The sequence below is a fragment of the Nonomuraea sp. SYSU D8015 genome, from assembly GCF_008065375.1.
Lineage (GTDB): Bacteria > Actinomycetota > Actinomycetes > Streptosporangiales > Streptosporangiaceae > Nonomuraea.
This window is the reverse complement of the sequence record NZ_VJYI01000029.1, coordinates 36,239-56,974: the sequence shown is the minus strand read 5'-3', so window position 1 is coordinate 56,974 and position 20,736 is coordinate 36,239. Positions and strand designations below refer to the sequence as shown.

General features: G+C 71.8%; 20 protein-coding genes. 12 read left to right on the top strand and 8 right to left on the bottom strand.

The window, feature by feature from the left end:
- Window positions 1-103: 103 nt before the first annotated feature.
- The 5 genes from ID574_RS61085 to ID574_RS51635 form a co-directional block, all read right to left on the bottom strand.
- On the bottom strand, window positions 104-727 hold the full coding sequence (locus tag ID574_RS61085; protein WP_223167963.1) for a ComEA family DNA-binding protein: 624 nt from the start codon (window positions 725-727) through the stop codon (window positions 104-106).
- Between the two features lie 856 nt (window positions 728-1,583).
- Window positions 1,584-2,285: a DegV family protein gene (locus tag ID574_RS51650; protein WP_223167962.1), complete on the bottom strand. Its 702-nt coding sequence runs from the start codon at window positions 2,283-2,285 to the stop codon at window positions 1,584-1,586.
- 280 nt (window positions 2,286-2,565) lie between these two features.
- The gene (hutI, locus tag ID574_RS51645; protein ID WP_188196451.1) at window positions 2,566-3,774 is read right to left on the bottom strand and encodes an imidazolonepropionase; all 1,209 of its coding nucleotides are present in this window, start codon (window positions 3,772-3,774) and stop codon (window positions 2,566-2,568) included.
- A gap of 540 nt (window positions 3,775-4,314) precedes the next feature.
- Window positions 4,315-5,718 carry a GTPase HflX gene (gene hflX, locus ID574_RS51640; RefSeq protein ID WP_223167961.1) on the bottom strand — a complete coding sequence of 468 codons (1,404 nt, stop codon included), beginning with the start codon at window positions 5,716-5,718 and terminating at the stop codon, window positions 4,315-4,317.
- Window positions 5,719-5,801: 83 nt separating this feature from the next.
- Window positions 5,802-6,494 (bottom strand): DUF4097 family beta strand repeat-containing protein, encoded by a 693-nt coding sequence (locus tag ID574_RS51635; protein WP_188196449.1) that lies wholly within the window; start codon window positions 6,492-6,494, stop codon window positions 5,802-5,804.
- A 165-nt stretch (window positions 6,495-6,659) separates the two neighbouring features.
- Here ID574_RS51635 and aceB point away from each other — a divergent pair, with 165 nt between their 5' ends.
- From aceB to ID574_RS51600, 7 genes are all read left to right on the top strand, one after another.
- A complete protein-coding gene (gene aceB / locus ID574_RS51630; RefSeq protein WP_188196448.1) occupies window positions 6,660-8,237 on the top strand; it encodes a malate synthase A in 1,578 nt (525 codons plus the stop codon).
- A 27-nt stretch (window positions 8,238-8,264) separates the two neighbouring features.
- On the top strand, window positions 8,265-9,701 hold the full coding sequence (locus ID574_RS51625) for an FAD-linked oxidase C-terminal domain-containing protein (RefSeq protein ID WP_188196515.1): 1,437 nt from the start codon (window positions 8,265-8,267) through the stop codon (window positions 9,699-9,701).
- Complete coding sequence (locus ID574_RS51620; protein ID WP_188196447.1) at window positions 9,698-10,876, top strand: FAD-binding oxidoreductase; 1,179 nt, start codon at window positions 9,698-9,700, stop codon at window positions 10,874-10,876. The genes ID574_RS51625 and ID574_RS51620 overlap by 4 nt, the downstream gene beginning before the upstream one ends.
- Window position 10,877: 1 nt before the next feature.
- The gene (locus ID574_RS51615) at window positions 10,878-12,080 is read left to right on the top strand and encodes a (Fe-S)-binding protein (protein WP_188196446.1); all 1,203 of its coding nucleotides are present in this window, start codon (window positions 10,878-10,880) and stop codon (window positions 12,078-12,080) included.
- Between the two features lie 70 nt (window positions 12,081-12,150).
- Window positions 12,151-12,888 carry an IclR family transcriptional regulator gene (locus tag ID574_RS51610; RefSeq protein WP_442939440.1) on the top strand — a complete coding sequence of 246 codons (738 nt, stop codon included), beginning with the start codon at window positions 12,151-12,153 and terminating at the stop codon, window positions 12,886-12,888.
- 28 nt (window positions 12,889-12,916) lie between these two features.
- A complete protein-coding gene (locus tag ID574_RS51605) occupies window positions 12,917-13,129 on the top strand; it encodes a DUF2277 domain-containing protein (protein ID WP_188196444.1) in 213 nt (70 codons plus the stop codon).
- A 54-nt stretch (window positions 13,130-13,183) separates the two neighbouring features.
- Entirely contained in the window at window positions 13,184-15,097 is a 1,914-nt protein-coding gene (locus ID574_RS51600; RefSeq protein ID WP_188196443.1) for a zinc metalloprotease, read from the top strand.
- A gap of 21 nt (window positions 15,098-15,118) precedes the next feature.
- Here ID574_RS51600 and ID574_RS51595 read toward each other — a convergent pair whose 3' ends face one another.
- Both ID574_RS51595 and ID574_RS51590 read right to left on the bottom strand, forming a co-directional pair.
- Entirely contained in the window at window positions 15,119-15,352 is a 234-nt protein-coding gene (locus ID574_RS51595; protein ID WP_188196442.1) for a DUF6289 family protein, read from the bottom strand.
- A 59-nt stretch (window positions 15,353-15,411) separates the two neighbouring features.
- On the bottom strand, window positions 15,412-15,825 hold the full coding sequence (locus tag ID574_RS51590) for a hypothetical protein (protein WP_188196441.1): 414 nt from the start codon (window positions 15,823-15,825) through the stop codon (window positions 15,412-15,414).
- Window positions 15,826-15,918: 93 nt separating this feature from the next.
- On the opposite strand from ID574_RS51590, the gene ID574_RS51585 reads away from it, so the two are divergent.
- Genes ID574_RS51585 through ID574_RS51575 form a run of 3 tightly spaced genes read left to right on the top strand, consistent with a single transcriptional unit; the run spans window position 15,919 to window position 18,234 of the window.
- Window positions 15,919-16,596 carry a response regulator transcription factor gene (locus tag ID574_RS51585; protein ID WP_188196440.1) on the top strand — a complete coding sequence of 226 codons (678 nt, stop codon included), beginning with the start codon at window positions 15,919-15,921 and terminating at the stop codon, window positions 16,594-16,596.
- Between the two features lie 46 nt (window positions 16,597-16,642).
- A complete protein-coding gene (locus ID574_RS62115; RefSeq protein ID WP_188196439.1) occupies window positions 16,643-17,881 on the top strand; it encodes a sensor histidine kinase in 1,239 nt (412 codons plus the stop codon).
- 35 nt (window positions 17,882-17,916) lie between these two features.
- A complete protein-coding gene (locus ID574_RS51575) occupies window positions 17,917-18,234 on the top strand; it encodes a PepSY domain-containing protein (RefSeq protein ID WP_188196438.1) in 318 nt (105 codons plus the stop codon).
- A 50-nt stretch (window positions 18,235-18,284) separates the two neighbouring features.
- On the opposite strand, the gene ID574_RS51570 is transcribed toward ID574_RS51575, so the two are convergent.
- Entirely contained in the window at window positions 18,285-18,479 is a 195-nt protein-coding gene (locus ID574_RS51570; protein ID WP_188196437.1) for a hypothetical protein, read from the bottom strand.
- Window positions 18,480-18,957: 478 nt separating this feature from the next.
- Between ID574_RS51570 and ID574_RS51565 the strand changes: the two genes are divergently transcribed.
- Both ID574_RS51565 and ID574_RS51560 read left to right on the top strand, forming a co-directional pair.
- Complete coding sequence (locus tag ID574_RS51565; protein ID WP_188196436.1) at window positions 18,958-19,527, top strand: hypothetical protein; 570 nt, start codon at window positions 18,958-18,960, stop codon at window positions 19,525-19,527.
- Between the two features lie 428 nt (window positions 19,528-19,955).
- On the top strand, window positions 19,956-20,699 hold the full coding sequence (locus tag ID574_RS51560; RefSeq protein WP_188196435.1) for an isocitrate lyase/PEP mutase family protein: 744 nt from the start codon (window positions 19,956-19,958) through the stop codon (window positions 20,697-20,699).
- Window positions 20,700-20,736 lie beyond the last annotated feature (37 nt).

Below are 20,736 nucleotides of genomic sequence, written 5' to 3'. Positions count from 1 at the left end.
GTGGATCGATCGGACGCCTGTCAGACTCGTGCCGCCGGTCCCCACCTCTGTCGGTCTGCCGGTCGGGTCGGCGCCGAGCCGGACTGATTTCGAGTGGGTCATGTCAGACACGGACCTTCGGCTTGATCTCGTCGAACTTCCGCGGGCCGATGCCGCTCACCTCGCGTAGTTGCTCGACGCTGCTGAAACCGCCATGGGTGTCGCGGAACTCGGTGATGCGCGTGGCCAGGACCTCACCCACGCCTGGGAGTTGTTCGAGCTGGTCGGCCGTGGCGGAGTTGAGGTCGAGGACGGCGGTGGCGGGGTCGGCGGCGGAAGAGCCGGGAGCGGCCGAACCGGCACGGGCGCCCACCATGATCTGCTCGCCGTCGATCAAGCGTCTGGCGAGGTTGAGCGAGCCCGTGGAGGCGCCTCGTGTCACCCCGCCGGCCGCTGTCACGGCGTCCGCGACCCGGGCGCCTGAAGGGAGAAGGTAGACGCCTGGTTTGCGAATCTTTCCGGCGACGTGGACGGTCACTTTCGAGGCGGAGGACGGCGTCGACGACGAGATCGGCGCGGGAGGCGGCAGCGGCTCCGGCGTGGGCCGGGATCGCCAGACGAAGAAGGCGGCGACGGCAACGGCAAGGGCGCCCACAGCGAGCAGCACGCGAAGGCCTGGTTTGCCGGGATCGAGAGCAGGCGCCTGTGAGGCCAGGGCGGTGCGGAACGCCTGGAAAGATGGCGGCACGGGCACCGGGCCCCCACCGGTGCGCCCGGCTCCAGGGGGCGGCTCATCGGGATGGCGAGGGCGCGCCGGGGCCGACTCATAGGGATGGCGAAGCCGCGCAGAGGCCGACTCATCCGGTTGGCGAGGCCGTGCCGAGACCGACTCATCGAGGTGGTGAGCGCGTGCTGGCGACGGCTCATCCGGGTGACGAGCGCGTGCTGGCGACGGCTCATCCGGGTGACGAGCGCGTGCTGGCGACGGCTCATCGGGGTGGTGGAGGCGCGCCTCGGCCAACTCATAGGGATGGCGAAGCCGTGCAGGGACCGACTCATCCGGATGGCGAGGCCGTGCCGCGGCCGACTCATCGGTGTGGCGAGGGCGCGCAGGGAACGGCTCGTCGTGGTGGTGAGAGGTTGTTCCGGTCGGGTGACCGTGGGGAAGAGGGGGTACGGCGTCCGGGTCGGTGCTGTGGCGTGTCCGGGTCTCCGGCCGCGCGCCGTCACCGCCCATGCGCCGCGGGAGAAAGCGGCGAGGTCGGCGGGCAGGGTTGATGATCGACCGTAGCCGGGACTCGGCTATGGCGCGCTCTGCGGTCGGATCCGGGGTTCGCACGGCAGAGAACGTAGGCCCCTGGCGGCCGCTGTAAGGGCCCGAGCGGCGTTCTGGGGACAGTGGCGGGATCGGTGGCTAAGGCTGTGGACAGAGATGCCTGAGGGGCGGTTTCACGGCCGCCTGCACACAGCCACTACAGGCCCGCCCCGGAGGTCGCGAGGCGTGACGGCGCCCAACGACCACAGGCCCGGGAGGACACGAACGCAGGTCGGCGCCCAACGACCACAGGCCCGGGAGGACACGGACGCGGGTCGGCGCGCAAGGACTACAGGCTTGGGAGGTTGCTCGGTGTGACGGTCAGGCCCAGCATTCCGGGGCCCACGTGAGCGCCGATCACCGGGCCGACCTCCACGACCCGCGACTCCACCAGCCGCGGCAGCCGCTTCGCCACCCGTTCCGCGAGGGCCTCGGCGCGGGACCGCGCCGCCAGGTGCTGGACCGCCACCTCCACCGGGCCGTCCCCCGCGGCCTCCACCGCCAGGTCCTCCAGTCGGGCGATGGCGCGCGCCGACGTGCGGACCTTCTCCAGCAGCGAGATCCGGCCGTCCACGATGTGGAGCAACGGCTTGATCATGAGGGCCGAGCCGAACAGAGAGGCCGCGGTGCCGATGCGGCCGCTGCGGCGCAGGTAGTCGAGGGTGTCGACGTAGAAGAACGAGCGGGTGGCAGCGGCGCATCGGCGGGCCGCCGTCGTCACCTCCTCCAGGGATGCCCCCTGAGCGGCGGCGCGTGCCGCGGCCAACACCGGATAGCCGAGGCCCATCGCGATCGAGCGGCTGTCGATCACTTCCACCGGTACGGGCGCCTCTCGTGCGGCCGCCCTGGCGGACTCGACGGTGCCCGACATCTCGGCCGACAGGTGGATCGAGACCACGCCCGTGGCGCCCGCCTCGGCGAGGGAGGAGTAGCAGGCGGCGAAGCGGGACGGGGAAGGGCGGGAGGTGGTGGCGGAGGCGAGGTCGTTCACGAAGGATCCCGAACCACCCGATTCAGAGGTGCCTGCCTCTAAGGCGCGCCCCTCCGGGGTAGAGCGCCCGGCAACCGGCCCGCCCGCGTGTGGGCGCCCGGCAAGCGGCCCGTCCCCGTGCGAGCCACCGGCAACCGGCCCGCCCCCGTACGAGCCCTCGTCGTACGATCTTTCGCCGACGACCACCTGCAACGGCACGACAGTGACGCCAGGCACAGCAGGCAGATAAGCCGTCGAATCCGTCACAACGGCAACCAAGGGCGGCATAGCCCAAGATTACTTACTGAACCGGCGTCCCACCCCGCCACACGCGGCGCGGCTTCAGGCCGAAGGACCAGGCGAATGCGCCCTCGTGGTCGGCGTCCCACTGCACGATGTCGGCCAGCCGGCCCGGCGCCAGGACGCCGCGGTCGGGAGCGCCCAGGACGGTGGCGCCGCCGAGGGTGGCGGCGCGCAGCGCGTCGTTGACGCTCATCCCGAACGCCGACACCGCCATCGCCACCACCAGCGACATCGAGGTGATGCCGCAGTAGCCGGGGTTGTGGTCGCTCCCGAGCGCGATCTGCACGCCGTGCTTGATCATCTGGCGGACCGGCGGGAGGTGGCCGCGCTGGAGGGCCGTGGCCGGGCAGACGACCGCGGGCACGCCGTAGCGGGACATGATGGCGATGTCCTCGTCCGACATGTGGTGCAGGCCGTCGGCGGAGGCGCAGCCGAGCTCGGCGGCCAGTTGGACGCCGCCGCGGCGGCTGTAGAGGCCTGCGTGGATGCGCGGCAGCAGGCCGACGTTGCGGCCGGAGGCGAGGACCCAGCGGGATTCCTCGGTGGTGAAGTAGCCCTCGTCGCAGTAGACGTCGACGCTGTCGGCGCCGGCCGCCGCCGCGTCGGCGCACCAGGCGCCCACGGCCTCGACGTATTCGCGCTGGCGGCCGAAGTATTCCGGAGGCACGACGTGCGCCGCGAGGAACGTGACGTGCACGCGCGGCATCATCGGCTCCTTCTCCAGCTCGCGCAGGAGCCGCACGTCAGCGAGCTCGCCGTCGCGCGTGAGGTGGTAGCCGGTCTTGGCCTCGACGGTGGTGGTGCCGCTGAGCAGCCAGCCGCGCAGCCGCTCGCGCACGCCGTTGCACAGCGTCCAGGGGTCGGTGCCGCGGGTCACGGTGACGGTCGAGCCCACGCCGCCGCCCGCCGCGGTGATGGAGGCGGCGCTGGAGCCGCCGGTGCGGATGGCGAGCTCGGCGTAGCGGTTGCCGGCGTAGACCGGGTGGGTGTGGGCGTCGATGAGGCCGGGCGTGACCAGCGCGCCGCCGAGGTTTTCGACGTGGTCGACGTCGACGATGTCGTCGACGACCCCGGGCACGCTCTGCGGCAGGTCGGGCGCCCGCCCGACCCAGGCGATGCGGTCGTTGTGCACGAGGATGGCCGCGTTGCTGAGGACCTCGTTGCCGGTCCACAGGCGGCCGATGTTGGTCAGGAGCCGAACGGTCACCGCATCACCGCCCTGCGCAAGCCCCCGCGCGAGTGCGAAGCCCAGCGCACGGCCTGTGCCGCGCCCACTGAGTCCGCTCCGGGTCCGGACGACATGGGGGGTCTCCTGCTCTCATCCGCGTCGTGTTGTGCGGTGACCGTATCGCCCGAGTCATGATCCGGCGATTTCAGTTCAGTTACGTTATTTCACATGTCGGGCTGGTGTACAGGGTTATTCGGAAGAAAGACCACAGATCACAACCGTCACCCAGCCCCGCCTCGTGCTCATGGCCCCCGTTGACGACTTCGGCACCAGCAGTCATCATCCGAAACCCACAACCCACGCCCAAAAGCCAGACCTACTTTAGGTCTGGCCAATCCTAGCAATACCCGGGGTTCGGGGACCACTGCCGCTTTTGGGCAGCTCTGTGCGCTTTGCAGCCAGACCTGCCCAACCGTGCCGTGATGTGTCGCCGGCAGTGCCGGCCACACGACCCGTTGCCGGGCGGCTTCACCGTACCGCAGCACGGCGGGCCACCCGGCCCGAATCGCCAAATGACCTTTACGAGACGCGCTCCACCGGCTTGCCCACCCGCTCGAGCTCCTGGAACAGGCTGGGCAGCACGCGAGCGTGCAGGATCGTGCCGTCCTCGACGTGGTCCACCGAGAGCACCTCGCCCTCCTTGTGGGCCCGCGAGATCAGGTCGCCCCTGTCGTACGGCACCAGCAGGTGCACCTCGTGGTCCAGCCTGGGCAGCTCACGCTCGATGAGAGCCATGAGCTCGGGAATGCCCTTGCCCGTCCGGGCCGAGACCACGATGCTGTGGCGCTCACGCCTGGTGATGCGGTCGAGCACCTCCTGGTCGGCGGCGTCGGCCTTGTTGACCACGACGATCTCGGGGATGCCGGAGGCGCCGTCGATGTCGGCGAGCACCTCGCGCACCGCCGCGAGCTGGCCCTCGGGGTCGGGGTGCGAGCCGTCGACCACGTGCAGGATCAGGTCGGCGTCGGCGACCTCCTCCAGCGTGGAGCGGAACGCCTCGACCAGCTGGTGCGGCAGGTGGCGCACGAAGCCGACGGTGTCGGCGATCGTGAACAGCCTGCCCTCCGGCGTGCGCGCGCGGCGCACCGTCGGGTCGAGGGTGGCGAACAGCGCGTCCTCCACCAGCACGCCCGCGCCCGTGACGCGGTTGAGCAGCGAGGACTTGCCCGCGTTGGTGTAACCCGCGATGGCCACGGCCGGCACCTCGCGCCGCTGGCGCTGGTAGCGCATGGTCTCACGCGAGGTGGACATGCCGCTGATCTGGCGGCGCAGCTTCGCCATCCGCTCGCGGATGCGGCGGCGGTCCAGCTCGATCTTGGTCTCACCCGGGCCGCGGCCGCCGATGCCGACGCCGCCGGCCGCGCGGCCGCCGACCTGCCGGGACAGGTTGCCACCCCAGCCCCGCAGGCGGGGCAGCAGGTATTGCAGCTGCGCCAGCTCGACCTGGGCCTTGCCCTCACGGCTCTTGGCGTGCTGGGCGAAGATGTCGAGGATCAGCGCCGTACGGTCGATCACCTTGACCTTGACCACGTCCTCGAGCTGGCGGAGCTGACCAGGGGTCAGCTCGCCGTCGCAGATCACGGTGTCGGCCCCGTGGGACTCCACCACGTCACGCAGCTCCACGGCCTTGCCCGAGCCGATGTACGTGGCCGGGTCCGGCTTCTGGCGGCGCTGGATGAGCCCGTCGAGCACCTGCGACCCGGCGGTTTCCGCCAGGAGCTTGAGCTCGAGCAGGGAGTTTTCCGCGTCCTCCGCGGTGCCCGAGGTCCAGACGCCGACGAGGACGACCCGCTCGAGCCGGAGCTGCCGGTATTCGACTTCGGTGATGTCCTGGAGTTCGGTGGACAGACCCGCAACGCGGCGGAGCGCCTGGCGCTCCTCGAGGTCGAAGTCGCCGGTCTCGAGCGTGATGTTTTCGTGCATTCGTGTCATCTCTATGAGGGAACGTCTGGACACCCCGGTGTCTTCCCACGATGGTGGCAGAACATCCCCTGCCCAGCACCTGGTTATCCCGGCAACACGCTGATGTTGCCGGAGCCCGAGGCCAGTGAGATCTTGCGCGGCGAGGCGTCGTCCCTCTTGACCGAGACCTCGACGTCGCCGGATCCCGTGTCGGTCGACACGTCGTAAGCCCCGTCGGGGACGTTCAGCGTGATGTCCCCCGACCCGGCCTCGATCTTCGCGCTCTCGGGCGCGGCGGTGTACCCGAGCTCGACGTTCCCCGATCCCGTCTCGGCGACCACGGTCTTGCCCGCCAGGCCCGAGGCGTCCACGTCGCCGGAGCCGACGTGCACATTGATGTCGCCGGTCAGCCCTCTGAGCGTGAGGTTGCCCGAGCCGCTGTCGAGGTCCACGGGCAGCCCTTTGGGGATCTCGACCTTGTAGTCGACGCTGCACCGTCCCCAGTTCGACGGGCAATCGTAGTCCACGAACAGCACGCCGCCCTCGACCTTGTGCTGGGCCTTGGGCTTGTCGTCGCCGCTCCAGCGGTGAGTCTCCACGACGCGGACGGCCGCGCCGTCGGTCTCCGTGACCACGGCGTCGCCCGCACGGGTGTCCAGCTGAAGCTTGGTGACCTTGTCCGTCACCTCGTAGGACACCGTGTCCTGATTCCTCGGGCCGGCGATGCCCGCGAGCCCGCACCCCGTCAGCACCACTGCGGAGGCCAGCAGCCCGACCGCGATCGCAATCGTCTTCATGCCGGAAATCCTTCCGCAGCACGGCCTTCACCACATCGGGGATGCCCCCGAAGACCCCCGGGGGGAACCCCCGCCTTTGACCGGGGAAGCACCATGGGAGTAGCTTCACTTCCACAATCCAGAAGTGTTTTTCCACAGAGCGGAAACAGAGCGGAAAGAGGTCCCATGGAGATCACCGGCCCGATGCTCGACCGGTTCGACGAGATCCTCACGCCGGAGGCGCTCGATTTCGTGGCGACTCTCCAGCGGGAGTTCGGCGCCAGGCGGCTGGAGCTGCTGGAGGCCCGCCAGGCGCGGCAGGCGGAGCTGTCCGCGGGCGGCATGCTCGACTTCCTGCCGGAGACCAAGGAGATCAGGGAGGGCGACTGGCGGGTCGCGCCCCCGGCGCCGGGCCTGGAGGACCGCCGCGTCGAGATCACCGGCCCGGTCGACAAGAAGATGACCATCAACGCCCTCAACTCCGGCGCCAAGGTGTGGCTGGCCGACTTCGAGGACGCCAACTCCCCGCTCTGGGAAAACTGCGTGGCCGGCCACCTCAACCTCCGGGACGCGCTCGACCGCACGATCGACTTCGAGACCGGCGGCAAGGCGTACGCGCTCAAGCCGGACGCCGAGCTGGCCACGGTCGTGGTGCGGCCGCGAGGCTGGCACCTCGACGAGAAGCACGCCGCCGTCGACGGGAAGCCGGTGTCGGGGTCGCTGTTCGACTTCGGGCTCTACTTCTTCCACTGCGCCCAGCGGCAGATCGACAAGGGCAAGGGTCCCTACTTCTACCTGCCCAAGATCGAGTCGCACCTGGAGGCCCGGCTCTGGAACGACGTGTTCACCCGGGCGCAGGAGCTGCTCGGCATCCCGTACGGCACCATCAGGGCCACCGTGCTCATCGAGACCTACCCGGCCGCGTTCGAGATGGAGGAGATCCTCTACGAGCTGCGCGACCACTCGGCCGGGCTCAACGCGGGCCGCTGGGACTACCTGTTCAGCGTGATCAAGAAGTTCCGCACCAGGGGCAGGGAGTTCCTGCTGCCCGAGCGCAACGCGGTCACGATGACGGCCCCGTTCATGCGCGCGTACACCGAGCTGCTGGTGCGCACCTGCCACAAGCGCGGCGCGCACGCCATCGGCGGGATGGCGGCGTTCATCCCCTCGCGCAAGGACCCCGAGGTCAACGCCGTGGCGCTGGAGAAAGTGCGCGCGGACAAGACGCGCGAGTCGGGCGACGGGTTCGACGGGTCCTGGGTGGCGCACCCCGACCTGGTGCCGATCTGCCGCGAGGTGTTCGACGGGGTGCTGGGGTCGCGGCCCAACCAGATCGACCGGCTGCGTGAGGACGTCAGCGTGACCGCCGCCGACCTGCTGGCGGTCTCCGAGACGCCCGGCGAGATCACCGAGGCGGGGTTGCGCAACAACGTGGACGTGGCGCTGCGTTACCTTGCCGCCTGGATGGGCGGGCTGGGCGCGGTGGCCATCCACAACCTCATGGAGGACGCCGCCACGGCCGAGATCTCGCGCTCGCAGATCTGGCAGTGGATCCACAACGACATCACGCTCGCGGACACGGGCGCGCAGGTGACCAAGGAGCTGGTCGAGCAGATCATCTCCGAGGAGCTCGCCAAGATCGCCGCGGAGCCGGGCTACGACGAGAAGCTGTTCGACCAGGCCACGGCCCTGTTCAAGGAAGTGGCGCTGGACGACGACTTTGCCGAGTTCCTGACGCTCCCGGCATATGCCCGGATGCCGTGAATAATCGGAAACGGAGGTGATCGGGTGTTGGACACGCTGGTGGCGGCGCTGCGTTCGCTGCTGCCCCACGACTCGGTGATCACCGATCCGGTACGCCTGCGCACCTACGAGTGCGACGGGCTCACGTACCATCGGGCGACCCCCGGCGTGGTCGTGCTGCCGGGCACGGCCGAGCAGGTCGCCCGCGTGGTACGCCTGTGCAACGACTTTGGCGTGCCGTTCGTGGCGAGGGGCTCGGGCACGGGCCTGTCGGGCGGCGCGCTGCCCCGCGAGGACGGCGTGCTCATCGTCACCTCGAAGATGCGCGCGATCCTGGAGATCGACCTGGCCAACCGCAGGGCGGTGGTGGAGCCCGGCGTCACCAACCTGGCCATCACCGAGGCCGTGCGCGACCGGGGCTACTACTACGCGCCCGACCCCTCCAGCCAGCAGGTCTGCTCGATCGGCGGCAACGTCGCGGAGAACTCCGGCGGCGCCCACTGCCTCAAGTACGGCTTCACCGTCAACCACGTCGAGGCCTGCGAGATCGTCACCCCGGACGGCGACCTGGTCACGCTCGACCGCATGGACCCGGGCTACGACCTGCTCGGCGCGTTCGTCGGCTCGGAGGGCACGCTGGGCATCGCCACGAAGGTCACGGTACGGCTCAGCCGCGCGCCCGAGGCCGTGACCACGGTGCTGGCCGCGTTCGAGAGCATCGAGCAGGGCGGCCAGGCCGTGTCGGCGATCGTCTCGGCGGGCATCGTGCCGGCCGCGATCGAGATGATGGACGCGCTGTCCATCGAGGCGGCCGAGGCCGCCGTCGCCTGCCGCTACCCCGAGGGCGCCGGTGCCGTGCTCATCGTGGAGCTGGACGGGCCCGAGGCGGAGGTCGAGCGGCAGTTCGCGCAGCTCGAGGAGATCTGCTCGGGGGCGTTCGAGCTGCGCGTGGCGGCCGGCCCGGCAGAGCGGGCGGCGATCTGGAAGGGCCGCAAGTCGGCGTTCGCGGCCGTCGGCCGCATCAGCCCGGCCTACATCGTGCAGGACGGGGTGGTGCCCCGCACGTCCCTGCCCAGCGTGCTGGCCGCCATCGACCGGCTCTCGGCCGAGCACGGGATCAGGGTGGCCAACGTCTTCCACGCCGGCGACGGCAACCTGCACCCGCTGGTGCTGTTCGACGACGCCGAGCCCGGGGCGGGCGAGCGGGCCGAGGTGGTCTCGGGCGCGATCCTGGACCTGTGCATCGAGCACGGCGGCTCGATCACCGGCGAGCACGGCGTCGGGGTCGACAAGAGCCGCTACATGCCGCGGATGTTCAGCGAGGCCGACCTCGACACGATGCAGCTGGTCCGGTGCGCGTTCGACCCGCAGGGGCTGTCGAACCCGGGCAAGGTGTTCCCCACGCCGCGCCTGTGCGGTGAGGTGCCGGGCGTGCGCAAGGGCGTGCATCCCCTGGTGGAGTCCGGGAGGGCGGAGCAATTTTGACGACGGGGGTCACGATCAGGGAGGCCGGCGCGGACGACGCCGTCGACGGCGTGCGCCCGCGCTGGGTGGCGCTGCCCGAGACGGTCGAGGAGATCGCGGCCGTCCTGCGGGACTGCGCCGAGCGGGACCTCGCGGTGGTGCCGGTGGGCGGCGGCACGAAGCTGCACTGGGGCACCCCTCCGGAGCGGTGCGACGTGCTGCTGGACATGTGCTGCCTGAACGAGATCCTGGAGCACGCGGCCGGCGACCTCGTCGTGCGCACGCAGGCCGGGGTGACGATGGACGCCCTGGCCGCCGCGCTCGCGGAGAAGGGTCAGGAGCTGGCGCTCGACGTGCCGTTCACCGAGGGCACGACGGTCGGGGGCACGCTGGCCACGGCGACCGCGGGCCCGCGCGCCTTCCGCTACGGCACCGCCCGCGACCTGCTCATCGGCATCACGGTCGTGCTGCCCGACGGCACGATCGCGCGCTCGGGCGGCAAGGTCGTCAAGAACGTCGCCGGCTACGACCTCGGCAAGCTCTTCACAGGCTCGTACGGCACGCTAGGGGTCATCTCCGAGGCCACGTTCCGCCTGCACCCGCTGCCCGCCGCGCGCCGCTGGATCACGGCGGAGCTGGACCCCGCCGAGGTGCCGTCGATCGCGGCGGCCCTGGCGGCCTCCCAGGCGGAGCCGAGCGCCGGCGAGGTGGACCGGCCGGATCCCCGCGGGCCGGTGACCCTGTCCGTGCTGGTCGAGGGCGCGGCCGCGGAGGCGCGGGCCGAGACGCTGCGCGCCCTGGTGGGCGAAGGCGACGTGGCCGACGCGCCGCCGTCGTGGTGGGGACTGATCTCGGGCGACGAGGTGTTGGTGGAGGTGCGGTTCCCGGCCACGGGGACGGCGGCCGTGCTGGACGCCGCGGCCGGCACGGGGCTGCCGCTGCGGGGGTCGGTCCTGTCCGGGCGCGTGTTGCTGGAGTCGTGGGGCGCGATCGGGGAGCGCGAGCTGGCCGAGGCCGTGTCCGGGCTGCGGGCGCAGGTGGAGGCGGTCGGCGGGCGGGTGAGCGTGCTGGCGGCGCCGTACGCGGGCGTGGACCGCTGGGGGCAGGTGAGCGGGCTGCCGCTGATGCGGCGGGTCAAGGAGCGGTTCGATCCCGGGCGCAGGATGTCTCCCGGCCGGTTCGTGGGGGGTATCTGACGTGGATCCGAAGCTGATCAACGACTGCGTGCACTGCGGGTTCTGCCTGCCGACGTGCCCGACGTACGTGTTGTGGGGCGAGGAGATGGACTCGCCGCGTGGCCGGATCCACCTGATGAGCCAGCACGTCGAGGGCACGCCGATCACGCCGGAGATGGCCGGGCACTTCGACGCCTGCCTGGGTTGCATGGCGTGCGTGACCGCCTGCCCGTCGGGCGTCAAGTACGACCGGCTCATCGAGCTGACCAGGGTGGAGGTGGAGCGCGAGCACGTGCGCGACCCGCAGGAGCGGGCGGTGCGCGGCATCGTCTTCAGCCTGTTCCCCTATCCGCGCAGGCTGCGGCTGCTGCGCCCGACGTTGGGGCTGACCGGGCGGATGGCGCGGTTCCTCACCCGCGTGCATCCGAGCCTCGGCGCCATGGCCGGGCTCGCGCCCCGCGTGGAGCGGCGCCAGCGGCTGCCGCGCGTGGTCCGGGCCAGGGGTGAGCGGCGGGCCGTGGTCGGCATGCTCACCGGCTGCGTCCAACGCGAGTTCTTCCCGCAGGTGAACGCGGCCACGGCGCGGGTGCTCGCGCTGGAGGGCTGCGACGTGGTCGTCCCGCCGGACCAGGGCTGCTGCGGGGCGCTCAGCGTGCACTCCGGGTGCGACGACCAGGCCAGGCGGCTGGCGCGGCGGACGGTCAGGACGTTCGAGCAGGCCGGGGTGGACACTGTCGTGGTGAACGCGGCCGGCTGCGGCTCGTCCATGAAGGAGTACGCCGAGCTGATCGGCCGCGAGCCGGGATTCGAGGTGCGTGACCTGTCGGAGTTCCTGACCGAGCTGGGGCCCGTGGCCAAGCGGCACCCGCTGCCGCTCACCGTCGCCTACCACGACGCCTGCCACCTGGCCCACGCCCAGGGCGTGCGGGCCCAGCCGCGCGAGCTGCTGAGCGGCATCCCCGACCTGGAGGTGCGGGAGATCCCGGAGTCGGCGATCTGCTGCGGCTCGGCGGGGACGTACAACATCTTCCAGCCGCAGGCCGCCCGCGACCTCGGCGACAGGAAGGCCGCGGCCGTCCGCACGACCGGCGCGGAGCTGCTGGTCTCCGCCAACCCCGGCTGCACCATGCAGATCGCCGCCGCCATGCGGCGGGCCGGCGCGCATATCAGGGTCGCGCACACCGCCGAGGTCCTGGACGCGTCCCTGCGCGGAGTAACGCTGTGAGCGACCGGAGGGAGCGAACCATCAGACACAGCAGCGTGCTCGCCGGCCCGACGGAGGAGGGCCGGTGAGCGTGCAGTCGGTCGAGCGGGCGCTCGACGTGCTGGAGGCGCTGGCCGAGCACGGTGGCGAGGCCGGGCTGTCGGAGATCGCGGCCCGGACCGGGCTGCCGTACGGCACCATCCACCGGTTGCTGCAGACCCTGCTCTCGCGCGGCTACGTGCGCCAGGAATCCGACCGGCGCTACGCCCTGGGCGGCGGCCTGGTCCGGCTCGGCGGCATCGCGGAGAGCATGGTCGGCGTGTGGGCGCAGCCTTATCTGACGAAGATGGTCGAGCTGTCCGGCGAGACCGCGAACCTGGCCGTGCTCGAAGGGGACTTCGTCGTCTACGTGGCGCAGGTGCCCTCGCCGCGCAGGCTGCGGATGTTCGCCGAGGTCGGCAGGCGGGTGCTGCCGCACAGCACGGCCGTGGGCAAGGTGCTGCTCGCCGACCGGCCGGCCGCCGACGCGGTCGCGGTGTTCGAGCGGACCGGCATGCCGCGCCGCACCCCGAAGACGATCACCGATGTCAACGCCATGCTGGCCGAGCTCGACCGCGTCCGGGCCCGCGGCTACGCCATGGACCTCGGCGAGGAGGAGCTGGGCGTGCACTGCCTGGCCGTGCCCGTGTGGGACGGCGGCCGGGTGGCGGCCGCGATGTCGGTGTCGGGCCCGGCCGAGCGCATCGACGCGCACGACCGCGACGAGCTGGCGGAGGGCCTGCGCAAGATCGCCCTCGACTTCGGCAACGAGCTCAGATCCCCGCCATGACGAGCGGATCGGCCATTACGGTTGAGGCATGTGTAGAAGCATCAAAACCCTGCGCCCGCCGTTCACCGAGGACGTGACCCCGGAGGACGTGCGGGCGGCGGCACTCCAGTACGTCAGGAAGATCTCCGGCTTCCGCGCTCCCGCCGCGCACAACGCCGAGGCGTTCGACCGGGCCGTCGAGACGATCACGAAGGCGTCGGAGGAGCTGCTGGGGGCGCTCCAAGTTCGCGGGAGTCGTTGACAGGCCCTCCTGGCGCGGGACGATGTAACCCCCAGCGAATCCCCGGGAGCTGCCATGATCAGCGGGTTGTACGAGGGACAGGACGGCGACTCGCGGCTGGCGCTCCGGGTCGACGTCGACGGGGCCAGGCCCACCGGCCGGGTGAGCGGTGACCTGTTCGCCGTGGCGGGCGCGACGACCTCCTACGTCGGCTCCTTCGTGGTCGCCGCCCCCGCCGTGCGCGCCGAGGGCGACGAGGCGCGGATCCAGGGGCGCGGGACGTTCACGTTCAGCACGCCGATCAAGGACGTGAGCGTCACGATCACGGACGGGTCGGGGACGGCGGCGCTGGCGGGGCGCACGTACCAGGTGTCGTTCGCCTCGCCGTACTTCCGCCGGGTGCTGCTGGAGCAGGACTCGGTGACGGGGACCGTGCCGTTCGTGTCGTACCACACGGGGTCCCTGCCGGGGCCGGGCGGGTCGCCGGCCAGGGAGCTGAGCGTGAGCGCCGCGTACGCCGAGGCGGGCATCGAGCTCACCCTGGCCCAGCCCGGGGTGATCCCGGTGGACGGGTCGGGCGCCGACCTGGCGTGGGACGACGCCGAGCTGCACCACGCGATGACGCAGCAGTTCAGCGTGTTCGGCGACGCGCCGGCGTGGCGGCTGTGGCTGCTGGTGGCGAGCAAGCACGTGGGCGGCTACCGGGGCATCATGTTCGACTACAACGACGCCCACCAGCGGCAGGGAGCCGCGGTCTTCTACGACGCGATCCAGGGCACGTCGCCGCAGGCGCAGCGCGCGCAGCTGCGGACGTACGTCCACGAGTTAGGCCACGCCTTCAACCTGCTGCACTCCTGGCAGAAGAACCTCGCCAACCCGCCCCAGCCACTCGGCCCCGAGGGCGGCTTCGGCGATCTGTCGTGGATGAACTACGTGCATAATTTCCGCCCCGGCGGAGAGCAGGGCTACTGGGCGGCCTTCCCCTTCCAGTTCACCGACCCCGAGCTCGTGCACCTGCGCCACGGCTTCTACCGTGACGTGGCCATGGGCGCCAACGCCTTCGGCACCGGCGCCGCCGAGATCGAGCCGTTCGAGCAGCCCGTCGAGGACCACTCCGGGCTCCGGCTGGAGCTGCGCGCCAAGGAGTCGTTCGAGCTGGGGGAGCCGGTCGTGGTCGAGCTCAAGCTCTCCTGCGCCGGCGAGCCCCGCGTCACCCACGGTCACCTGCATCCCGACACCGAGTTCACGCAGGTGTCGATCACCCAGCCGGGCGGCAGGACCGTGCTGTACCGGCCGATGATGCGGTACTGCGTGGACACCTCGCCGGACATCCGGCTGGACGAGGGCAACCCGGCCATGTACCGCAGCGCGTACATCGGGCACGGCCGCGACGGGCACTACTTCCAGCAGCCCGGCGAATACCAGGTGCGCGCCCAGTACATCGCCGCCGACGGCTCCCGCATCGTCTCCCCCGCCTGCCTGGTCAGGGTGCGCTTCCCGGTCGGCTGCGACGACCACCAGGTGGCCGAGCTGATGCTGGGCGAGGAGCAGGGCAAGCTGTTCTCCCTGCTCGGCTCCGACTCGCCGGCGCTGCGCTCGGGCAACCTGGCCCTGGACGAGGTGATCGACCGGTACGGCGACCACCGCCTGGCCACCTACGCCCGGATGGTGAAGGGGCTGAACGCCGAGCGCGAGTTCAAGGCGCTGACCGCCGGCAAGCGGCTGCGGATCCGGCCGCCGGACCCCAAGCAGGGCATCGAGCTCCTCACCCGGGTCGCGCAGGAGGCCACGATCGACAACATCACGCTCAACATGGTGATGCGCCGCCTCGCCAGGGCCCAGGCCAGGCAGGGCGACCTGTCGCGGGCGAACGCGGTGATGGACGAGATGGTCGGCATGTTCGCGGCCAAGGGCGTCAACCCGATCGTCATGGGGCAGATCAGGCGGCAGGCCGAGCTGACGAAGGCGGCGCTGAGCGCGGAGGCCTGAGCGCCGCCCCGGATCAGATCGTCAGCAGGGGGATTCGGAGAAGTCGTAGAAGCCGGTGCGCGTGCCCCACATGGAGCGCTCACCGTCGCAGCCCACGACCAGCTCGCCGACGACGGTCGTGCGGCTGCTGTCGGAGTAGTAGACGGTGTAGCAGACGTGGTCGATCTTGCAGGCGCGGGCCGCGGCGGGGCTCGACGTGACGGCGGCTACGGTTGCGGCGGCGAGGAGGGTGGCCACCAGAACGCGTCGGATCATCGGCGTTCCTTCCGGTTGAGGGAAGTGTCGCTTGGGGATCCGCCGGTCAGGGGCGATCGTTACCGCGCGACGGGCTGCCCGCCCTCGCAGGTGATCGTGAGCTCGACGTCCTCGCCCTCGTGCGGCTCGAACTCGACCGAGGCCTCGCGGGCCGGGCCCGGCTCGACGCCGTCCACGGAGTAGTCCTGGGCCGGGCTCCACGAGCGCAGTGTGACCAGGTCGCCGTCGCAGGAGGCGATCACGGTGCCGCCCGCGCTGCGGATCAGCTTGCCCGGCTGGGAAGGCGCGGGCTGGCCGGTCGCCGTGCCGCCCGCGCGCGGGGTGGCGGTGGAGAGGGCGGCCTGGACCTCCTCCGCGGTGAGCACGTGAGTGGAGGCTCCGGTGAGCGGGGTGCCGAGCAGGCCGAGCACGGCCACGGACGCTCCGGTGGCGGCGACGGCGGTGGCTGCCCAGGCCAGCACAAATTTCTTCATCGCCCTCACCTTCCCCCATGTCATGCTAAGGCGGGGTTAAGGGGATGCTAAGACCGCTCAAGTCACGGTCATCGAGCGTCTACGTTCCTGTATATGGCGGACATCCTGCTCATCGAGGACGACGTGGCGATCCGTACTGCGCTCAGCCGGGGGCTGCGGGAGCTGGGCCATGCCGTGTCCTCCTCGCCCACGGCGCTGGACGGGCTGCGGCTGGCCGTGCAGGACCGGCCCGACCTGATCGTGCTGGACCTGGGGCTGCCGGACCTCGACGGGGTGGAGCTGCTGCGGATGTTGCGGGCGGTCAGTCAGGTGCCGGTCATCGTGGCCACCGCCCGTGACGGCGACGCCGAGATGGTGCCCGTGCTGGACGCGGGGGCCGACGACTATGTGGTGAAGCCGTACAGCGCGGCGCAGCTGGACGCGCGGGTCAGGGCCGTGCTGCGGCGGGCCGGCGGGTCGGCGCCGGAACCGCTGGCGGTGGGGGCGCTGCGGGTGGACCCGCGGGCGCGTACCGCCACGCTGGACGGCACGCCGCTGGATCTGACGCCGCGCGAGTTCGACGTGCTGCACTATCTCGCCGCCCGGCCCGGCGAGGTGGTGACGAAGCGGGAGCTGCTGACGGAGGTGTGGCAGCTGCCGTACGGGGGTGCGGACAAGACCGTGGACGTGCACCTGTCGTGGCTGCGCAGGAAGCTCGGCGAGACCGCCGCCGAGCCCCGCTACCTGCACACGGTGCGCGGCGTCGGCGTCAAGCTGGTCGAGCCGTCATGAGACGGCGCACGGGTCGCTCTACGGGGGCCTTCTCCGCGGAGGCGTCATGAGGCGGTGGCTGGCGCTGCTGGCGGCGGCGACGACGTCGCTGGTGCTGATCGCGTTGCTGGTGCCGATGGCGTTGCTCATCCGGACCGTGGCCGAGAACGGCGCGATGAGCCGGGCCACGGCCGCGGCCGAGTCCGTGGCGGTCGCGGTGGGGACGCCGGATCTGGGGCTGGCCGTGGAGCAGGTGTCGCGGCCGGTGACGGTGTTCCTGCCCGACGGGCGTACGGTGGGCGCCGCGGCCGCCAGGTCGGACGCCGTGCGGCTGGCCGCGACGGGGCGCAGCGTGACCGCCGTCGCGCCCGGGGGCAGGGAGGTGCTGGTATCGGCGCAGTCACCCGGGGGCACGGCCGTGATCAGGGTTTTCGTGCCGGACGCCGAGCTGATGCGGGGCGTGCGCGAGGCGTGGGCGGCGCTGACGGTGCTCGGGCTCGCGCTGGTCGTGCTGGGGATCGTGCTGGCCGACCGGCTGGCGCTGGCGGTGACGCGGCCGGTGGACGGGCTGGCGCGGGTCTCGCACCGGCTGGCCGGGGGCGACCTGACGGCCCGGGCGCAGCCGGGCGGGCCTCCCGAGGTGCGTTCCGTGGCGCTGGCGCTCAACCATCTGGCAGGGCGGATCGACGAGCTGCTGGCGGCCGAGCGGGAGTCGGTGGCGGACCTGTCGCACCGGCTGCGTACGCCGCTGACGGGGCTCCGGCTGGACGCCGAGTCGCTGCGCGACCCGGAGGAGGCGGCGCGGGTGCAGGCCCGGGTGGACGCGCTGGAGCGGGCGGTGAGCGCGGTGATCACAGAGGCGCGGCGTCGCACGGCCGGGCGCGAGTCGTGCGACGCGACCGCGGTGGTGCGCGAGCGGGTGACGTTCTGGTCGGTGCTGGCCGAGGACCAGGGGCGCGAGGTGACGATCTCGCTGCCGTCCGGGCCGCTGCCGGTCGCGGTGGGGGCCGACGAGCTGGCGGCGTGCGTGGACGCGCTGCTGGGCAACGTCTTCGCGCACACGCCCGAAGGGGTCGCGATGTCCGTACGGCTCGCGCCCCATCCCTCGGGGGCGCTGCTCGCGGTCGGGGACGCGGGGCCGGGGTTCGATCCGGCGCTGCTGGAGCGCGGGAACAGCGGGGGCGGGTCGACCGGGCTGGGGCTCGACATCGCCCGGCGTACGGCCGAGTCGTCCGGCGGCCGGCTGACGGTTTCGTCGCCTCCGGAGGGCGGGGCGCGCGTAGAGGTGGTCTTAACGGCCGCTTAGCGCGCGGTTATCGAAGATCGCGATTTCGTGGGGTCATGCGAATCACGAAGAAGCTCATCGTTGTCGGTGCCGGAGTCGTCGCGCTGGTCGCGGGCGGCAGCGTCGCTGCCGTCGCCGCCACCTCCGCCGCCCCGAAGGTCACCGCCGAGAAGGCCATCGAGATCGCGCACAAGGAGGTGCCGGGCGCGTGGGTCAGCGAGCTGGACTACGACAAGCGCGGCTCCCGTCCGGACGCGTGGGAGCTCGAGCTGACCAAGGGGGCCCAGCTGTACGAGGTGGACGTCGACGCCACCACCGGCAAGGTCACCGACCGCCAGACGAAGCAGTCCGACGGTGAGGACGACGACGACTGATCCGGCCGTCCTGCCGGGCCCGCCGCCGATCGGCGGCGGGCCCTCTCCCGTCATCGGGTGAGGCGGTCCAGGAAGCTGTAGCAGGCCTCCCGCCGGAAGTCGTCGAAGGTGGCGCAGGGGTCCGCGATGCGGACGCCGAAGGCCGGCGGTCGCCGCCGCTCCGGCTCACGCCGCTCCGACGCGCGCGGCGCCGGGGCGGGAGCCGGCCGTACGTGCGGCGGCGCCTGCAGGGTGGGCGATTCCACGCGGTGAGGTGTCGACGGCCGCCGCGGCCGGGGCGAGGGGGTCCGTGCGGGCGTCCGTGAAACAGCCGACGACACCCGAGGTCCCGGGGTCGGTGACGGAAGCGCCAGGGTCGGCGAGGGCATGAGTTTCGTCCAGTCATGGAACGTTCCATGTGACGCGGCGAATGTCATGTGCGAGATCGGCGAAGTAGCCGTCGGTGTATTCGATCTTACGGAAAGCCGCGTTTCCTCATCGAATTCCCGCGGGGATTGGGTAAACGCCAGGAATACTCCGACCACGGCGGTGACGAGGACTCCGGCCGCTCCCGTCAGGGAGGTCATGCGGCCACGACCACCTGCGGAAATAGATCTAAGAGGGGACAAGTCGTGATTCCTTTGTGATTGGTGTGCGAGCATTCCTCTGATGCGGCTAGTGTGGTCCATCACCCGCGGAAGCCGGCGAGCTTTCCCCGATACGACCGCAGGGAGCTGTAGCACCATGCATGATCCGACCGAGCCGGATCGCCAGGAGATCCTCTCCGGACCAGGTGATGTCCGCCTGGCCGAAAAGAGCGAGAGCCGAAGGCCCAGAGCCCCGAAGAACACGAAGAAGACCATCGTCATCGCGGCCTCGGCGCTCGCCGCCGTGCTGGCGGCGGGCGGTGTCGGATACATGCTGGCGGCCGGCCCCACCGCCCCGGCCACGCAGGACGCCGGCGGCCGGCCGGCGCCGTCGGAGAGCGCCGCGATCGACCCGAACTTCCAGGACGACGACGCCACCATGGGCGACGTCACCACCGACGCGCCCGAGGACGGCCTGCCGGACGACGGCAGCATGGGCGACCCGGCCGCCGACCCTGGCCCCGGCGACCCCGCCGCCGACACGGGATCGAGGGGCTCCGACCCCGAGCCGGGGACCGGCCCGTCGCGCGGCACGGCCCAGACCGGCGACAGCAAGAAGCCCGCGACGTCCTCTCCCACCGCGCCGCCGCAGTCCTCGGCGGGCGACAACCCGGCGGACGGCCCGGCAGGCGAGGTCACCGGCCAGTGCGCCGCAAGCGGCTGCTGACCGCCACCTGGGCCCCGGCACCCCGCTGAGACTTCCCGTTCCCTCGGGCCCTCGCTCGGCAGTTCCCGATCCCTCGGGCTCCGGCCGTGGAGCGTCCAGACCGTCGGCTACGACACCAGCCCCCTCGAAGCGGGCAGGCCGGAGCACGGCACCAGCGCGCCCATTGAGCGTCCCAACGCCGGCGCATCGCCCCAGCGGCATTGGCCACGCATAGGCAGAGGCGCGTCCTGAGCCACCCAGCGCGGCCACCTCTCCGGGAAGCGGCCGAGGCGTGTGCCCCGCCCTGCGCGCCCGGGGTTTGCGGGCCTGCCGGGGCGGCTGATGCCGGTGCGGGACGGGCCCTCGTCGCGGGCCGGGTGAAGTGGCTTGCCGTTAATAGGCGCCAATGGACCTTCGGCGGGAGCCACTCGTATCCGTAGGGTCGGGGCATGACGACGACTGACAAGGCGTCCGCCCTGCGGGCGGCGCACGTTCCCGGGAGCCCTCTGATCCTCCCCAACGTCTGGGACGCCGCCTCCGCCCGGGCCGTGCAGGAGGCCGGTTTCCCCGCGGTCGCCACCGGCAGCGCCGCCGTCGCCCGGGTGCTCGGGTACGAGGACGGCGAGGGCACGCCGGTCGACGAGATGATGGCCGCCGTCTCCCGCATCGTCAGGGCCGTGGACGTGCCCGTGACCGCCGACGTCGAGCGCGGCTACGGGCTCAAGCCCGCCGAGCTGGCCGAGCGGCTGGCCGCGACCGGCGCCGTGGGGTGCAACCTGGAGGACACCGACCCGCGCACCGGCACGCTGGTGGACCCGGGAGCCCAGGCGGAGTTCCTGGCCGAGGTGCGGGCCGCCGCCGGGCGGGACCTGGTGATCAACGCGCGCGTCGACGTCTACCTGCGCGGCCGGCCCTCCAGGCAGGAGGCGGTCGAACGCGGGCGTCGGTACCTGGAGGCGGGAGCGGACTGCGTGTACCCGATCGGGCTGGGCGACGAGGCCGAGATCGAAGCGCTGGTCGCCGAGCTGGGCGGGCCGGTCAACATCCTCTTCAGGCCGGGCACGCCGTCGCTCGGGCGGCTGGCCGAGCTGGGGGTGGCCAGGATCAGTTTCGGGGGCGGACTGCACCAGGCGGCCCACGCCTACGCCCAGAGCCTGTTCGCGAAGGTCAAGGAGGGCCACTCCCCTTACTGAGGAGGGCCGCTCCCCTGGTGAGGCCGCGGCCACGTAC

What these genes read in the sequence shown, in the direction of transcription:
- hflX (WP_223167961.1), bottom strand. Translation starts at nt 5,718, where the DNA reads ATGCACGAAAACATCACGCTCGAGACCGGCGACTTCGACCTCGAGGAG.
- ID574_RS51635 (WP_188196449.1), bottom strand. Translation starts at nt 6,494, where the DNA reads ATGAAGACGATTGCGATCGCGGTCGGGCTGCTGGCCTCCGCAGTGGTG.
- aceB (WP_188196448.1), top strand. Translation starts at nt 6,660, where the DNA reads ATGGAGATCACCGGCCCGATGCTCGACCGGTTCGACGAGATCCTCACG.
- ID574_RS51605 (WP_188196444.1), top strand. Translation starts at nt 12,917, where the DNA reads ATGTGTAGAAGCATCAAAACCCTGCGCCCGCCGTTCACCGAGGACGTG.
- ID574_RS51600 (WP_188196443.1), top strand. Translation starts at nt 13,184, where the DNA reads ATGATCAGCGGGTTGTACGAGGGACAGGACGGCGACTCGCGGCTGGCG.
- ID574_RS51595 (WP_188196442.1), bottom strand. Translation starts at nt 15,352, where the DNA reads ATGATCCGACGCGTTCTGGTGGCCACCCTCCTCGCCGCCGCAACCGTA.
- ID574_RS51590 (WP_188196441.1), bottom strand. Translation starts at nt 15,825, where the DNA reads ATGAAGAAATTTGTGCTGGCCTGGGCAGCCACCGCCGTCGCCGCCACC.
- ID574_RS51585 (WP_188196440.1), top strand. Translation starts at nt 15,919, where the DNA reads ATGGCGGACATCCTGCTCATCGAGGACGACGTGGCGATCCGTACTGCG.
- ID574_RS62115 (WP_188196439.1), top strand. Translation starts at nt 16,643, where the DNA reads ATGAGGCGGTGGCTGGCGCTGCTGGCGGCGGCGACGACGTCGCTGGTG.
- ID574_RS51575 (WP_188196438.1), top strand. Translation starts at nt 17,917, where the DNA reads ATGCGAATCACGAAGAAGCTCATCGTTGTCGGTGCCGGAGTCGTCGCG.
- ID574_RS51565 (WP_188196436.1), top strand. Translation starts at nt 18,958, where the DNA reads ATGCATGATCCGACCGAGCCGGATCGCCAGGAGATCCTCTCCGGACCA.
- ID574_RS51560 (WP_188196435.1), top strand. Translation starts at nt 19,956, where the DNA reads ATGACGACGACTGACAAGGCGTCCGCCCTGCGGGCGGCGCACGTTCCC.